The sequence below is a fragment of the Curvibacter sp. GW821-FHT01G03 genome (assembly GCF_059422285.1).
In genome coordinates this window covers 17,995-31,279 of sequence record NZ_JBWKWP010000027.1, presented here as the reverse complement: position 1 = coordinate 31,279, position 13,285 = coordinate 17,995, and the positions used below count along the sequence as shown (strand labels likewise).

General features: G+C 63.3%; 12 protein-coding genes. 8 read left to right on the top strand and 4 right to left on the bottom strand.

What is annotated here, in order from left to right; translation table 11 throughout:
* The first annotated feature begins 54 nt into the window (after positions 1-54).
* The 6 genes from AC07VS_RS26685 to AC07VS_RS26660 all read left to right on the top strand — a co-directional run bounded on the left by AC07VS_RS26685 (position 55) and on the right by AC07VS_RS26660 (position 7,176).
* Positions 55-1,068, top strand: coding sequence for a cyclic GMP-AMP synthase DncV-like nucleotidyltransferase (locus AC07VS_RS26685; protein ID WP_494752474.1), 1,014 nt, complete (start codon positions 55-57; stop codon positions 1,066-1,068).
* On the top strand, positions 1,065-2,804 hold the full coding sequence (locus AC07VS_RS26680) for a ThiF family adenylyltransferase (RefSeq protein WP_494752473.1): 1,740 nt from the start codon (positions 1,065-1,067) through the stop codon (positions 2,802-2,804). The genes AC07VS_RS26685 and AC07VS_RS26680 overlap by 4 nt, the downstream gene beginning before the upstream one ends.
* Complete coding sequence (locus AC07VS_RS26675; RefSeq protein ID WP_494752472.1) at positions 2,801-3,298, top strand: Mov34/MPN/PAD-1 family protein; 498 nt, start codon at positions 2,801-2,803, stop codon at positions 3,296-3,298. The genes AC07VS_RS26680 and AC07VS_RS26675 overlap by 4 nt, the downstream gene beginning before the upstream one ends.
* The gene (locus AC07VS_RS26670; protein WP_494752471.1) at positions 3,276-4,442 is read left to right on the top strand and encodes an HNH endonuclease; all 1,167 of its coding nucleotides are present in this window, start codon (positions 3,276-3,278) and stop codon (positions 4,440-4,442) included. The genes AC07VS_RS26675 and AC07VS_RS26670 overlap by 23 nt, the downstream gene beginning before the upstream one ends.
* A 96-nt stretch (positions 4,443-4,538) precedes the next feature.
* Positions 4,539-5,678 (top strand): ScoMcrA-related endonuclease, encoded by a 1,140-nt coding sequence (locus AC07VS_RS26665; protein ID WP_494752470.1) that lies wholly within the window; start codon positions 4,539-4,541, stop codon positions 5,676-5,678.
* A 565-nt stretch (positions 5,679-6,243) separates the two neighbouring features.
* The gene (locus AC07VS_RS26660; RefSeq protein WP_494752469.1) at positions 6,244-7,176 is read left to right on the top strand and encodes a LysR family transcriptional regulator; all 933 of its coding nucleotides are present in this window, start codon (positions 6,244-6,246) and stop codon (positions 7,174-7,176) included.
* A gap of 29 nt (positions 7,177-7,205) precedes the next feature.
* On the opposite strand, the gene pdxR is transcribed toward AC07VS_RS26660, so the two are convergent.
* Positions 7,206-8,756, bottom strand: coding sequence for a MocR-like pyridoxine biosynthesis transcription factor PdxR (gene pdxR / locus AC07VS_RS26655; protein ID WP_494752468.1), 1,551 nt, complete (start codon positions 8,754-8,756; stop codon positions 7,206-7,208).
* Between the two features lie 117 nt (positions 8,757-8,873).
* Here pdxR and AC07VS_RS26650 point away from each other — a divergent pair, with 117 nt between their 5' ends.
* Positions 8,874-9,515 carry an FMN-binding negative transcriptional regulator gene (locus AC07VS_RS26650; RefSeq protein WP_492349994.1) on the top strand — a complete coding sequence of 214 codons (642 nt, stop codon included), beginning with the start codon at positions 8,874-8,876 and terminating at the stop codon, positions 9,513-9,515.
* A gap of 83 nt (positions 9,516-9,598) precedes the next feature.
* On the opposite strand, the gene AC07VS_RS26645 is transcribed toward AC07VS_RS26650, so the two are convergent.
* Complete coding sequence (locus tag AC07VS_RS26645) at positions 9,599-10,312, bottom strand: glutathione S-transferase family protein (RefSeq protein WP_492349993.1); 714 nt, start codon at positions 10,310-10,312, stop codon at positions 9,599-9,601.
* Between the two features lie 78 nt (positions 10,313-10,390).
* On the opposite strand from AC07VS_RS26645, the gene AC07VS_RS26640 reads away from it, so the two are divergent.
* A complete protein-coding gene (locus AC07VS_RS26640) occupies positions 10,391-11,275 on the top strand; it encodes a LysR family transcriptional regulator (RefSeq protein ID WP_492349992.1) in 885 nt (294 codons plus the stop codon).
* Positions 11,276-11,358: 83 nt separating this feature from the next.
* Here AC07VS_RS26640 and AC07VS_RS26635 read toward each other — a convergent pair whose 3' ends face one another.
* Positions 11,359-12,276, bottom strand: a complete 918-nt coding sequence (locus AC07VS_RS26635; RefSeq protein ID WP_494752467.1) for an SMP-30/gluconolactonase/LRE family protein — start codon at positions 12,274-12,276, stop codon at positions 11,359-11,361.
* Positions 12,277-12,284: 8 nt separating this feature from the next.
* Positions 12,285-13,253: a Bug family tripartite tricarboxylate transporter substrate binding protein gene (locus tag AC07VS_RS26630; protein ID WP_494752466.1), complete on the bottom strand. Its 969-nt coding sequence runs from the start codon at positions 13,251-13,253 to the stop codon at positions 12,285-12,287.
* Between the last annotated feature and the right edge of the window lie 32 nt (positions 13,254-13,285).

Genomic DNA, 13,285 nt, shown 5'->3' with positions numbered 1-13,285 from the left:
CTCGGACTCTTCGCTGTATTCGTGGCCTGGCTCTTTGACGACAGGAACAAGAAGATGCCTGCAGTACAAAAGCAGTTTGAGGACTTCCACAAGGCCATTTGCTTCGATGACGACGACGAGAAGGCCACGCTTCGAGAGAAGCGCGAAACCATTATCAAGGCGTTGAGGACCAACCTCGGCAACGACGTGCCCGCCTTCACCAACTTCAACCAGGGCAGCTACTCCATGCACACAGGCGTGGTGCCCTTGAACGGCAACTTCGACATCGACGTCGGCCTCGTCTTCGACTGCAACCAGGAAAAGTACCCCGACCCGGTGGTGCTAAAGAAAAAGGTGCGCGACGCAGTAGACACGAACTTCCGCACGGTCGCGATTCGCCGACCGTGCGTGACCGTCAACTACATCAGCGGTGGCGAGACGGCCTATCACGTCGACCTCGCCATTTACAGCCAGGACGCCCACGGGACCCTCTACCTGGCCAAGGGCAAGGAGAACTCCGCCGAGGAGTACCGCATCTGGGAAGCGTCTGACCCGAAGGGCCTGACCAAGCTGGTATGCAGCGCGTTCGATGACTCAGAAGAGTTGGCGCAGTACCGCCGTTGCATTCGCTACTTAAAGCGCTGGCGCAATTGGCAATTCTCCGGGCCCGGCGCGCCGCTCAGCATCGCGCTGACAGTGGCGGCGCTGAAGTGGTTCAAGCCGAACTTCAGCACGTCTGGGAAACCTGTGGACCTGCTGGCGATTCTGGACTGGGTCCAGACGATGCTGGCCAACTTTAACAGCGAATACCGCGAGGAGGGCGGATGGCACGAGCGTCTGACAGTCTCACTGCCTGTCCAGCCTTATACAGACCTGATGGCCATGCGCACCGCTGCACAAATGAAGGACTTCAAGGAACGGCTCGAGTCACTGCGTGACGCCCTCCAAGAGGCTTACGACAAAGACCTACCTGAGGACGCATGCAAGGTGTTGAAGAAGCAGTTCGGTGATGACTTCAAGGTGCCTGAAAAGGCTGAGACGGCCAAGATGGTGGCGCCAGCCGTCATCAGCACCGGCAACTCCGCTTGACGGACAAGTTCTCCCCCAAGGTTGGCGGTCCCGTGAAGGTAGATGTCGCGTTCGACGCGGTGAAGTCCGTATGCTCTCTTCGCGGCATTGCGGTCGAGCGGATGCAGGAATCGCGGCCGACCATCTTGGCTGTCGAGCTGACGGGAGCGACGCGCAAGTGGCCCGTCTTCATCGACTGCGACGAGGCGCGTCTGCGTCTCCCGTGGGTCGCGACGCAGCCGCCCACCACGCCGCTCGCGCACGTCAGCTATTCGGGAACCGTGTGCATCGACGATGGCCAGGGTCTGTCTCTGGACCCGAGCCGCCCCGCGGAAATCGTGGCACACGCCGCCCTGAAGGCCTTCGACTTGCTCGAGGAGTCTGCGGTCGATGCAGCCACAGGTTACGTAGAGTTCTTCAATGAACTCGAGGGGTACTGGCTGCACCTGCCTGGTTCGCTGCGCTCTCGTGCCTACTTCGAGGTCGACGGGAAGTCGCGGATGCTCAAGGGGTTCGTTAACTCCAGGCTGAAGGCGCCGAATTGGTACTTCGTCGAACCTGACGCCGACCAGCCCTGGGACGTCCGGCAGGAGAAGCTTGCCGGGCAACGGGCGCTGTACGTGCACCTGGATGCGCTGGAGCTGCCACCTGCGAAGCCCGACAAGCTGACGCCGGCCTTCGTCGAAGCTGTGCACCAACAGCTGACGCACGAGCAGTTAAAGCTGTGGGACAAGCTTCTCGGCCCGTCGAAGAATTCGCCCAAGCAGCTGGCGCTGCTAGTCTCGGTTCCCCGCAAGGCCGGTGGAATGTCGCTTGTCGCTGCGGTATTTAGTGCGCGCGGCGGCTCGATCGAAAAGAGTGCGTCCGTCACGCCGCTGACCATGCGCCGGCATGCGCCCCATTACATGCGCGAGCGCGGCGGTGCCTCGCTGGAACTGTTCGGAAAGCACGTGGCCGTGCTCGGAGCAGGTGCCGTCGGCTGCGTTGTCGCCGATACATTGGCAGCGGCAGGCGTTGGAAAGCTCACAGTAGTCGACTACGACGAGTACTCGGCAGACAACGTCTTTCGCCACCTGCTTGAGCCACTCTACATCGATACCCCGAAGCCCTTTGGGCTCAAGCTTGCGTTGGAGCGGCGGTACCCCAGCCTAAGCATCACCCCGGTTACCTCGACCGCGCAAGAGTGGTGGAAGACTGCTGACCTCCACCACTACGACGGAATCGTATTCGCGTTCGGCGCACCTTCGGTGGAGCGTTCGTTTTCGCGAGTACTCAAAGGCCGGCCGCACGACATCCCGGTGGTCTTCACGTGGCTAGAGGCGATGGACCTCGGAGGTCACTCTGTACAGATGTGGACCACGGGTGAAGGCTGCCTCGACTGCGTCTATCGAGATGATGAGGGTCTGCCTTCGCAGGCGTCTCGTACGTCGTTCCTCGAGCCGAACCAGCCCGTTACTCGCAATTTAACGGGGTGCGCCGGGTCGTTCGTGCCGTTCGGGCCCATCCAGGCGCGAAAGACCGGCCTCTTGGCAGCCGAGCATCTGCTTTTGGCAATGACCTCGGTGACGGCTAGAGACGAGGAGCGTAGGCCCTCTTACCACTTTTGGGTTGGTGAGGGAACGGCCGCCTCTAAGCACGGTTTGCGGGCTACGCCGTGGTTCCAAACTGCACAGATGACGTCATTCGAGGAAGCTACCCGCATCGTGTTTGGCCGCCCATGCCGTCAATGTCGCAAGCCGGAGGAGTCGTCGCCGTGAACCTGGTCTACCGCGTGACGCCCAGGCAGCGCCTCATCATCGTCGCGCACGCACTCGAGCAGATGCAGTCGTTCGCACAACACCGGTCGTGGGATAGGGAGGCCGGTGGCGTAATGATGGGACGGCATCTACTCGACTCGCACGACATAGTTGTCGACGAAGTCACAATGCCCCAAGACGCTGACCGCCGTAGCCGGTTTAATTTTTTCCGCTCTAGCAAGCACGAACAGGTGGCTCGCCAGCGGTGGCTGCAGGAACATAGCACCTCCGCGTACCTTGGCCTTTGGCATACGCATCCCGAGCGTGACCCCACGCCGTCTGGTGTTGACCAGAGCGACTGGCGGCAGGCCGTCGCCGGCGACACCTACGAGGGGGAACGCCTTTTCTTCCCAATCGTCGGCACGCACTGCATTCGCGTCTGGACGCTTAGTCGTCGCGGCGCGCTGCGGGAGTTGAAGCTGGAGAACAAGAATGAACGCAAGGAAATCACCTAGTAGCAGTGGCGCTAAATCGAAGGTCCTGGCTAGGACAGCCGAGCGCGCCTACGTCCCGACTTCGGTTCGGCGTGACCTGTGGGTTGCCGCAGGCGGCCGATGCGAGTTCCGCGGCTGCTGCAAGCCGGTGGACCGGGATTTCCTTACTCAGGCCAGATGCAAGGTCAGCGAGTACGCCCACATCATTGCCGACAGCCCCGCTGGGGCTCGTGGCATTCCAGGCGAGTCAGAGAGGCTTGCAGCAGACCCGAGCAACCTCATGCTCGCGTGCTTCGACTGCCACGCTCGTATCGACCGCGATGGCCGAAGCAACGAGTTCACGACAGAGCAGCTACGCGCGATGAAGCGCGAGCATGAGGCGCGAATCGAGCGCATTTACTCGGCCACGGGAGTGGTCGAAAGCATGCCGCTCGTCATTTCGTTTCCCATTGGTGCTCACGTGCCTGTCGTCGAGGTTCGCGATATCCACTATGCGATGCTGACCAACAGCAACTTCCATCAGTTCCCCACGCCGTCCGCCATCCACATCGACCGGAGCAATTTCCATCTCCAGGACAACGACCCCGACTTCTGGACGAACGCACAACGCGCACTCACCCAGCAATACGAGAGGCTCGTCCTTCCAGAACTTACGGCCAGAGGTGGCGCTGCGCACCTAACAATTGCGGGCTTTGCCCCCATTCCAATGCTAATGAAGCTCGGCTCGCTCGTCGGAGACAAGACGCCAGCAACCATCCTCGACCTCCCTGGCGAGAAGTGGCTTTGGGATACTCGCGATGCCTGCCCCGAGCCGCAGTACGCCTACAGCGTACCCGCGACACTACCTCGCGAGGTGTCTGTGGTGGTCAGCATTTCTGGCAGGGCTCAGCATCCCGTTGGACGCGTACTCGTCGAGTTCGAAGCTGTGGCTCCGGGCCGCGGCATCATCCGTAAGGACGCGCACATTCAGCAGTTCCGCACGAGCTTCAACGCGTTCCTACAGCATCTTTTTGCTGCCGGCGTCCGAGTCGTGCACATACATCCGGCAACCCCGCTGTCGGCGAGCATCGAGATCGGTCGCCTGCTCTTGCCCAAGATGTTCGAGGAGGTTCACGTCTGGGAGTGGCAGGCGCCGGACTGGAAGCAGGCGTTGCGGCTGAAGTAACCGATCAGCCCTAACCTTGATACTCCTAGCCCGCCTGTCGTTCTCTACCGAACCACTGTCTGCCGCAGGCTAGGATACCGCTCAAAGAGGAAGCGAATGGCAAACTCATTCACTATTTATTGGGGCGCCAAGGGTTGGCAAGACTTATCTCTGGGTGATCAACTCCGGGGCGCCGGCGGCTCAGACTTCATCGGCAAGGTCAGTCCCGGCGATCGTGTGTATGTGACAAACATCGCTGGCGGCGTACTTCGTCTGCTCGGCGCCTTCACGGTGAGCAGGGTCACCAAGGCATCAGAGGGGCAGCCACTTGGCATTAGTTGGGAGGCGCGGGAGTACCTCTGGCCCGAAGTTGACACGTCTACTACATTCGCTTTTCGAGAGCTATCGCTTGAGTTAGTGAGTAACTTGCGATTCGAAGATGGCGCGAACCGAGTGGCGCTGGATCGACGAGTCTCAGGGCAGGTCGAGCGCAATGCGATGCGAGCAGTGCGCCGTTTAACTCCGGCGTCCGCGAAAGTTCTTGAGCAGGCTCTCGACGTTGACTGCGTCGATCCCGGTATCTCTGGTGACCGGCGCAGCAAGGAGCGCCTTCCTGCCGAATTGCTGAGGGAGGCTACCCCGGATCTGATTTACGCAAGTGTTGCGGCCCTCTTGGATGGCACTGCACATGGATTCGGGGAGTCCACCGACTACGACCTCATCACCGATGAGGGCATACGCCTTCCTCCAAAGGCTGTGTTCGGCCACGCTCTTGCTCGCGCACTCGGGCGCGAAATTCTGCCCAAGCACTTTTCCGGCGGAGAAGACTCTGTTTGCTTTCGGCTTATTCGGGAGGCAGGGTATTGCATTGTCCGGAAGGACGAGAACCACCCAGGGGTGGCTGAGCTCAACCTCGATCAAGACGACACCCCTCCCGATGTGTATCCTGAAGGAGCAAAGACCCTGAAGCAACATATCAGCCGCGAGCGCAAGCCTGCGGCGGCTCGGGCTAAAAAAGCAGACTTCATCAGGAAGCACGGCCGCTTGTTCTGCGAGAGGTGTCGAACAGATCCTGTCAAACTCTTCGGCTCCGAACACGGTGATGCTTGCATTGAGGTACACCACGCGCGAGTTGAGGTGGGCCTCATGCCTACGGGTCACATGACCCGGCTAGAGGACCTGCAATGCCTTTGTGCTAACTGCCATCGCTTCGTGCATCGTCTGGTTCGCCGAGGTTTACCTCCTTCAGGTGAATGAACCGTTGCTGAGCCGACAAGGCTGCGAGTACTGGCCACCTTTCGCACACGCTTACAGACAAACGGCCGGGTTGAAGTGCGATCAATCCACACCAGCGGCAGGACCGCTTATGGCAGAAGAGCAGACCAACAGCGCTGGCCTAGCAGTTGACGGCCATCGCTGCAAAGCTGCCCTCCTCACAATCCGCCCCATCGGTACATCGGGCGCGGCAATCCCGCCACCTTTTCAGGATCTCAAAGGCGCTTCAAATCCCAGAGGCATGGCGCAGCAGCCCTGATCGTCTACAAACATGCAAAACACGGTGCCTTCCTTCAGCGCACTTTCTTCGCTCTCAAAACTCGGCGCAGTTCCCCAAGTGCTGCCTCCAATGTCGTGGCTCTATGAAAGGTGTTTTGAAGTACCGAGTTTTTCGGCTTGAGCGGTTGATAGCATTTTTGATTGCCATCCCATGCCCCCACCGTTACTGCTCCACAGGCCTTGACACCCCTGTACAAGCAGCCACCCACCATTGCGACTAAAGTCGCCCGCTGGACCTTGCGGGCTCTGCGGCCTGTCTTACTCAGTCATGAACCAACTCGATTCAATGCGTGCCCTGCTCAGTGTGGTGGACCAGGGCGGGTTTGCGCCTGCTGCGCAGGCCCTCAACACCTCGCGGGCCAAGGTCACGCGGCTGATCCAGGATTTGGAGGCGGCGCTCAACATCCGGCTGTTGCAACGCACCACCCGCACGCTGTCGCTGACCGAGGCGGGCGAGGTGTATGTGGCGCGCATCCGGCCCTTGATCGAGGGGCTGGATGCCGCCAACGATGAGGCCAGTACCAGCGGGCGCACACCGGGCGGGCTGTTGAAGGTGCAATCGTCGCTTGATTTTGCGGCGGCCCAGTTGATCCCCCGGGTGCCGCGGCTACAGCGCGTGTACCCTCGGCTGGAGATCGAGGTCAACACCAGCGACCGACACCTGGAGGCGCCCGATCTCAAGTCGGATGTGACTGTGCTGTTCAGCCGTCAGGGCCTGGCCGATGGCGACTACACCGCCGTCAAGCTGGGCACCACCCATGCCTTGCTCTGTGCATCGCCCCGGTATCTGGAGGCCTACCCGGCCCCGGCGCATCCCTCAGAGCTGGCGCAGCACGCCTGTCTGTTCCCCAAGGGCAAGGGCCTGCCCGAGGTGTTGCGGTTTCACCCGACGGGCCCCGGGGCGCAGCCCGGTGTGGATGTGCGGCCCGGGCCGGCCCGTTTTCACTCGCACAGCCCCGAGGCCCTGTACATGGCCGCATTGCAGGGCATGGGCATCATCGGCATGCTCTCTGCCCATGCCCAACCGTACCTGCAGAGCGGGGCGCTGGTGCGCGTGTTGCCCGGCTGGGTGGGTGAATCGTGGCAGGTGTGGTTGGCCTTCACCGGCCGCAAGCATGTGCCGCGCAAGGTTCAGGCCTTTCTGGCCTTTCTCAAATCCGAATTTGGCGATCCTGAAGCAGATCCCTGGCAAGGGGCATGAACTGGGAGCCTGGGGCTTGCCTGTCTGAATCATTCGCCAGTGGGTTGTGAAGAAGGGTGCGGGCCTTGGCCTGGCAGCGTGCCCGCCAGCACCTGGCGCAAGGCTGTGCCCAGGCGCTTCACACCTTCCATGATCGCCGCCTCGTCAAGGAGGGCGTAGCCCATGATCAGGCCCGCGCAGCGCTGCTGGCCAGGCCCGGCGGGGTGGGGGTGGTACAGCGGGCTGATGGGGTAGACGCGCACGCCCAGATCGCGGGCGGCTTGCACCAGGGCTGTTTCGGCGCTGGGTGGCAGCGAGCGGCACCACACCACCACATGCAGGCCGCTGGCGGCGCCCTGAATCTCGATGTGGTCACCCAGTTGCTGCGTCAGTGCCTGGGTCAGCGCGCGCTGGCGGGCCGCCTGGTGGCGACGGATGCGCCTCACGTGGCGCGCATAGCTGCCGTCTTCCAGCAGCCGGGCCAAGGCACGCTGTACCCCCGATGCGGTCTGGCGGTCGGCCAGGCGCTTGGCGGTGGCAAAGGGGGCCACCAGACTGGGGGGCAGCACCATGTAGCCCAGGCGCAGTTGGGGCGACAAGGTTTTGGAGAAGGTGCCCACGTGGATCACGCGGGCGTGGCGGTCCAGCGATTGCAGCGTTTCTTCGGGGCCCACCGTGTAGCGGTATTCGCTGTCGTAATCGTCCTCGATCACCCAGGCGCCGGTTTCGTTGGCCCAGGCCAGCAATTGCCTTCGGCGGGCCAGGGGCAGAAAAGACCCCAGCGGAAACTGGTGGGTGGGCGTGACATAGGCCATCTGCACCGCGCCCAGCGCTGCAAGCTGCCCGGTCTTCAGGCCCTGCCCATCCACCTCCACACCCACCAGTCGGGCCCCACAGGCCATGAAGGCCTGCTGGGCGGCCTGGTAGCCGGGGTTCTCGACCACTACGCTGTCGCCTGGGTCCAGCAGCAGGCGGGCGCACAGGTCCAGCGCCTGCTGCGATCCGTTGACGATCATGATCTGGTCCAGCGTGCACACCAGGCCACGGGTCTGGCTCAGGTGGGCGTGCAACGCCTGGCGCAGCGGAAGGTGGCCTCGCGGGTCGTCGTACGCGAGCCGGCTGGCCCGCTGGCGCTCCACTTGGCGCATGGCCTTGCCCCAGGCCAGGGTCGGAAAGTCGGCGCCCGACAGTGGCCCGTAGATGAAGTCGATCTCGCCGGGGGCGGTGGGGCGCGCATCGTTCGGACCCAAAGCAGCCATGCGTTGCCCGATGGCTGAAAGCCGACCGGCGTGATGCCCGGCTTGGTGCCCGGCGGGGGCCAACCTGGGCCGCGTGTCAGGCTGGTCTACGGTAGGGGCAGTGGCGGCAGGGCCTGCGGCCACGCGGCTGCTGGCGCCGGTGCGTGTCTCGATGAACCCGTCGGCGGCCAGTTGCTCGTAGACCAGGGTGACCGTGGCCCGTGACAGCCCCCGTTCTGCCGCCAGTGCTCGGGTGGAGGGCAAGGCCAGGCCAGGGGCATAGGTGCCATCTGCGATGCGGGCCCGGATCTCGTCATACAGCGCGCGGCTGCGGCTGGGGCGGCCCTTGGGCATCAGGGGCATGGCGAAACTGGACTGGTCATTTTGTTGCAAACTGGATATTTATTTCAGGCCAATGATGCCGCAAAGTGGCGGGGCTCGCCGGGCTTTTCCGGCGTCTGTTCCGACCAAGGTTGTCACATGTACCTGCCCAAGCAATTCGCCGAGCCTCGCATCGAGGAACTTCACCGCATCGTCCGCCACAACGCCCTGGGCATGTTGGTGACCCACACCGCCAACGGGCTGGAGGCCCATCACCTGCCCTTGTTGCTGGAGCCCGATCAGGGCCCGCAGGGCACGTTGATCGCCCACGTGGCGCGGGCCAACTCGCTTTGGCAGGAGGTGGCCGATGGCGACCCGGTGCTGGTGGTGTTTCGCGGGGCGCAGGGCTACATCTCGCCCAACTGGTACCCCGGCAAGCACGAGACCCATCGTCGTGTGCCCACCTGGAACTACGAGGTGGTGCATGCCCACGGCACGCTGCATGTCCGCGACGACGAGCGCTTTGTCCGTGGCGTGGTGGCCAAGCTGACGCGCGAGCACGAGGCCGACCAGCCCAGCCCCTGGAAGATGGGGGACGCGCCGCCTGACTACCTGGCCGAACAGTTGCGCCACATCGTGGGGATCGAGGTCCGCATCACCCGCCTGGAGGGCAAGCGCAAGCTGAACCAGCACCATCAGGCCCCAGACCGCGAAGGCGCCATCCGCGGCCTGCAGGCGCAGGGCAACCACGCCCTGGCCAAGGCCATGGCCGAGGCGGTGGCACCGCCGGCCTCAAGCTGATCGCACAGGTCTTATTTTTCGTGCTTGGTGGCGGCTTTGCTGCTGGCGATCACTCCCCCGATTCCAAAGCCGGCGGTTGTCCCTCAACCCGCCCTATGGCTTGGCACCATCCTCTGCGAGAGCGATGATCCCCGGGCCAGCAAAAATTGGCGCAAGCGTTCGGGATAGTCGGCGCGCACGGCGCCTAGCACAGACGGCCTGGCAGCCAGCGCCTGGCGCCAGCGTTGAAGCCTCGGCAAGCCGGCCCAGAAGCCGAAGTCGGCTATCCCGTCAAAGACGTCGAAATACCGGAACACCGGCCCGAACACGGCATCCACCAGGCTGAAGTGGGTGCCTGCAAAAAAAGGTCCATCGCCCAAGGCCGACTCGATCTGCGCGAAACGGGTGTGGATCTCTGCGGCCCGCGCGTTCAAGGCCGTTTCTTCGGCCGCACTGTAGAAGGCGCCGATCAGGTTGAGCAAAGCAGATCCGAACTCGATCCACGAGCGGTGCCGGGCGCGCTGCAGCGCATCGGCCGGATGCAAGCGCGCAGGCGTGGTCTCGTCGAGGTACTCGCAGATCACAGCCGACTCGAAGATGGCCTTGTCCCCGACGAGCAACACCGGTGTCTTGCCCAGTGGCGAGATCTTCAGGAACCAGTCTGGCTTGGCGGCCAGGTCTATGTTGAGTCGTTCAAAGGCTAGGCCTTTTTCGGCCAGCACGATGGCGGCGCGCTGCACATAGGGGCACAGCGCGTGGCTGACCAGTGTCAAAGGGGTGCCGCTGGAAGGGGCGGTCGACGTGACACATGAATCCATGACTGACTCCGGAGGCGTTAATGAGGTCTTCAGTGTGTTGTTGCAAATGAGAAATGAAAATAGACTCTGTCGCACACCATGATTGCAACAACGCAATACAAAATTTCACCCTCCGATCTGGAGGTCCTGCTGGCGCTGGCCCGCGCCGGGACGCTGGCTACCGCGGGCGAAAGGCTGGGGGTCGATGCTTCGACGGTGTTCCGTTCGTTGCAGCGCATCGAACGCGGGCTGGGGCGTTCGCTGTTCGAGCGCAGTCGAACGGGCTACCTGGCCAACGAGTTCGCGACCGAGCTCATGGTCCATGCCGAGCAGATCGAATCGGCACTGGCGGCAGCTCGCTCATCCGTTGACTCGGCACCTTCAAGCATTGCAGGCTCGGTACGCATCACGACCACCGACACCCTGCTGCACGGCGTGGTCGCCCCCGCCTTGCAAGGCCTGCGCCGGGCGCACCCGCAGCTGAACTTCGAGCTGCACACCGGCAACGAACTGGCCAGCCTGACGCGACGCGACGCCGACATCGCCGTGCGCGCTACCCGACACCCACCGCAGCACCTGGTCGGCAAAAAGGTCGGGACCATCCGCGTCGCTTTGTATGCCCCACGCCGAGGCTCAGTGCACAGCCTCGCTGAGGTCGAGGCTGGCCAGGCCGATTGGATCGCCCCGGACGACGCTTTGCCCGAGCATCCTTCGGTGCTCTGGCGCAAGCGCCATTTTCCCAAGGTGGCCCCACGCTATCGGGTCGACAGCATCCTGTCGGTGCTGGAGTTGATCGCGCTCGGCCTGGGGGTGGGCATCGTGCCGCTGTTCCTCGCGCAAGACCGCAAGGATGTCGTGCGCCTGACAGAGCCGCTGGACGAAGGCGAGACCGAACTCTGGCTGCTGACCCATCCCGAAGCCCGCCACCTGCGGCGGGTGGGCTTGGTCTACTCGCACCTGGCCCAGGCCATGAGCTTGCCTTGAAGGGCTTACTGGCCGGCAGCCGCCGCCAGGTCCACCACCCGCTGGTGGCACGATGGCGCCAGATCAGCGGGCTGCGCTGATTTTCAGTCCCTGGCCTGGGCTCTATCGCCCGCGTCTAGGCGGGCATGCAGAATGCTCCCGGTGGATGACTCGGTCATGACCACCTCCTGGGTGCCCGGTCTGACGGCCACATTGGTCACGGTGGCCCCTGCTGCGCTGCGCAGGAACTCGGTCACTTCACCGCGGCCGTTGAGCACGAACACCCCGCCCAGGCTGGCGTGGGCGACCAGCAGCCGATCGCGCTCCAGCCAGGCCAGGCCATCGGGCCCACTGGTGCCGAAGAAGGTCTGGAAGGCGCCCATTTTCGAGAGGCTTCCGTCGGGCAACAGCGGTGCCCTCCAGATCTGATTGCCCCTTGTGACGGCCACGAACAGCACGCTGGCGTCATCATTGACGGCCAGACCGTTGGGGCTGGGGGCGTTGGCCAGCAACAGGTCCAGCTGGCCGTTGGATCGCAGTCGGTACACCCGGCCCGTCGGGTCGTGCAGGCCGGTCTGGCCCTGATCGGTGAAGTACAGGTGGCCGTCGCGATCAAACACCAGGTCATTCACGCCCTTGAAGGACTCGCTGTTGCGGTGACCCAGCACGGTGCACAACTGGCCCGTGCCCGGATCCAGGCGAAGAATGCCGCTCCTGTAGTCGGCGATCCACAGGCTGCCATCGGGGTGGATGGCCATCCCGTTGGGCCACCCGTCGTATTCGAGCACCAGATGCCAGCTCAGATCAGGTGCGATCCGGAAGATGCGGCCATAGGGGATGTCGGTCACGTAGAGGTTGCCCTGCGCATCAAACACAGGGCCTTCCAGAAAGCTGTCCATGACATGGCCGGGTTTGTTGGCATCCACCCAGTCAGTGCGCCGGGCCTGCCTGAAGACATCGGGCAGGCGGGTCAGCACCGCAGTGGGGATGACGGTGGGCGGGGTGAAGCTCAGGTTCCACATGGCCGGGCTCACTCCGGTTTGACACCGGCGGACTGGGCGATGGCCGACCAGGCCGCGATCTCTTTCTTGACCAACGCAGCGAAATCGGCGCTGGGCAGGCCGCCAGGCTGGGCTCCCTGCTGAGCGAAGCGCTCTTGCAGGGCCGGGTCGGTCATCGCTTTCGCGACTTCTTGCTGCAGCTTTTGCACGACGCTGGCTGGCGTGCCCTTGGGCGCCGCCAGGCCAAACCAGTTGACCACGGTGAAGCCTGGCAGCCCGGCCTCTTTGAAGGTGGGCACGGCCGGCAGGCCAGCCAGGCGCTTGTCACCGGTGGTTGCCAGGGCGCGCACCTTGCCGCCTTTCACGACGGGAATCGCCGTGGGGCTGGCCGTGATCAGGACATCGACCTGCTGGCCCATGAGGGCCAGCATGGCGTCGCCTGCACCTTTGTAGGGAATGTGGGTCATGAAGACCTGGGCCTCCTTCTTGAACACCTCGCCTGCCAGGTGGGTGGAGCTGCCCGCGCCACCCGATCCGAAATTGAGTTGAGCTGGATGCGATTTGGCATAGGCGATCAGATCGGCCACGGTCTTGAACGGAGACTGCGCAGGCACCACCAGCACGACCGGGGTGATGGCCAGTGTGGTCACCGGGATCAGATCCGAAGCATGTTCCCAAGGCAGCTTCTTGAAGATTGCGGGCAGCATCGCGTAGGTGGTGTCGTTGGTCAGCAGGGTGTTGCCGTCGGGGGCTGCCTTGGCCACGAAGTTGCTGCCGATGGTGCCGGAGGCGCCCGTTTTGTTTTCGACGAAAAACGACTGACCGGTCTGTTCGGTCAGCTTCTGGGCCACCTGACGGGCTGCGAAGTCGGTGGTGCCGCCGGCCGCATAGGGCACCACGATGCGCACCGGTTTGTCGGGCCAGGCGGGCTGTGCCCACAGGGGCATGCCAAGGCTGGCTGCCAGCGTGAAAGGCAGCAGCGTTTGCTGGATGTGCATGTCTTGTCTCTCGAATGATGTAGGTTGGGATT